This is a genomic window from Candidatus Protofrankia californiensis (genome assembly GCF_900634765.1).
Classification (GTDB): domain Bacteria; phylum Actinomycetota; class Actinomycetes; order Frankiales; family Frankiaceae; genus Protofrankia; species Protofrankia californiensis.
Genome location: NZ_CAAAFT010000044.1, coordinates 2,800 through 4,589 on the forward strand (window position 1 = coordinate 2,800; position 1,790 = coordinate 4,589).

Annotated in this window: 1 protein-coding gene; it reads left to right on the forward strand. The window is 68.0% G+C overall.

What is annotated here, in order from left to right:
- Positions 1 to 100: 100 nt before the first annotated feature.
- Positions 101 to 1,790, forward strand: a 1,690-nt coding sequence (locus DD1DGNOD_RS02300; protein ID WP_241255411.1) for an ArnT family glycosyltransferase, incomplete at its 3' end; no start/stop codon positions are given.

Consider the following 1,790-nt stretch of genomic DNA (forward strand, 5'->3'; position numbering starts at 1 on the left):
GCCCCGACGGACCTGGTGGACCCGACGGACCTGGTGGATCCGACGGACCTGGTGGATCCGGTAGGTCGGGCGGCAACGCTCCCACTGGCCTGATCACACGATGAGCACGAGCGTCGGCGGCCTTGACTGGACCTCGGTCGACACCAGCGCCGGGCCATCCGCCCCCGAGCAGGAGACACCGCGACAGACGGTGGGTCGGCCACCGATCCGACTGCCCCGACCACTGCGGGGACGTGTGGCGGACCCATGGTGGATACGCCTGGCACTGCTCGTCCTGCTGGCTGCGACTGCCGTCGGTTACCTATGGGGGCTGGGCGCGTCCGGTTATGCCAACAGTTTCTACGCAGCGGCGGTCCAGGCCGGCACGCAGAGCTGGAAGGCGTGGTTCTTCGGCTCGTTCGACTCGTCGAACTTCATCACCGTCGACAAACCGCCGGCCTCATTGTGGGTGATGGGACTGTCCGGGCGGATCTTCGGTTTCAGCGGCTGGAGCATGCTCGTCCCGAACGCGCTCGAGGGCGTGGCGGCCGTCGGCGTCCTGTATCTGGCGGTTCGTCGTTGGATCGGGCCGCGGGCCGGTCTGCTCGCCGGTGCCCTCCTCGCCCTGACACCCGTCGCAGTGCTGATGTTCCGCTTCAATAATCCCGACGCGCTGCTGGTGCTGCTGCTCGTCGTCGCGGCCTACTGTGTAGTGCGCGCGACCGAGGACGGCAGCTTTCGCTGGATTGCGCTGACGGGTGTGGCGGTCGGTTTCGCCTTCCTGACGAAGATGATGCAGGCGTTCCTGCCCGTCCCGGCATTCGGGCTTGTGTACCTGGTGGCCGCGCCCACATCCATCGGCCGGCGGCTGCTCGGCCTGCTGACCGGTGCGGTCGGGATCGTCGTCTCCGCCGGCTGGTATGTGGCGGCCGTCGAGCTGTGGCCGAAGGACTCCCGGCCTTATATCGGCGGGTCGACCAACAACAGCATCCTCGAGCTCGCCTTCGGCTACAACGGTCTTGGCCGTATCTTCGGCGGCAGTGGGAATCCCGGCGGGGGTGCCGGCCGGGCCCTGTTCGTCAACCCGCCCCAGGGCCAGCTCCCACCCGGCATTCCCGCGTACATGAACCAGCTGACGGGTCCTGGTGATGTCGGCGGTCCCGGTGGTGGCATGTTCGGTGGCGCCGCCGGCTGGAACCGGTTGTTCAACAGCGAGATGGCCACCCAGATCTCCTGGTTGCTGCCGGCGGCGTTGATAGTGCTGGTGGGTGGCTTGTGGGCGACCCGCCGGGCTCCGCGCACGGATCGCGTCCGCGCCGGTCTGCTGTTGTGGGGCGCCTGGACGCTCGTCACCGGCGGTGTGTTCAGCTATATGAGCGGCATTATCCACCCCTACTACACGATCGCGGTGGCACCGGGGATCAGTGGTCTGATTGTTTTCGGCGGGACCGCCCTGTGGCGAACACGGGATTCCTGGGTTTCCCGGGTGCTGATGGCGGCGGCGGTCGGGGTCACCGGTGCGTGGTCGTTCGTACTGTTGGATCGCACTCCCGACTGGTACCCGGCCTTGCGGTTTGTCGTTGTTGCGGCCGCGATCGTCGGTGCCCTTGCCCTGCTGGTCGGCCGCCGGCTGCTCACCATCACCGTGGCAGGTGTGGCTGTGGCGGTTGCGGTCGCCCTGGGCTCTCCTTCGGCCGCCTATGCCGTCGAAACCGTCTCGACCCCCCACTCCGGGCCGATTCCCAGCGCCGGACCCGCGACAGCTGGTGGTCAGTTCCCCGGCGGGATGGTTCGCCGGACCTTCGGTCCGA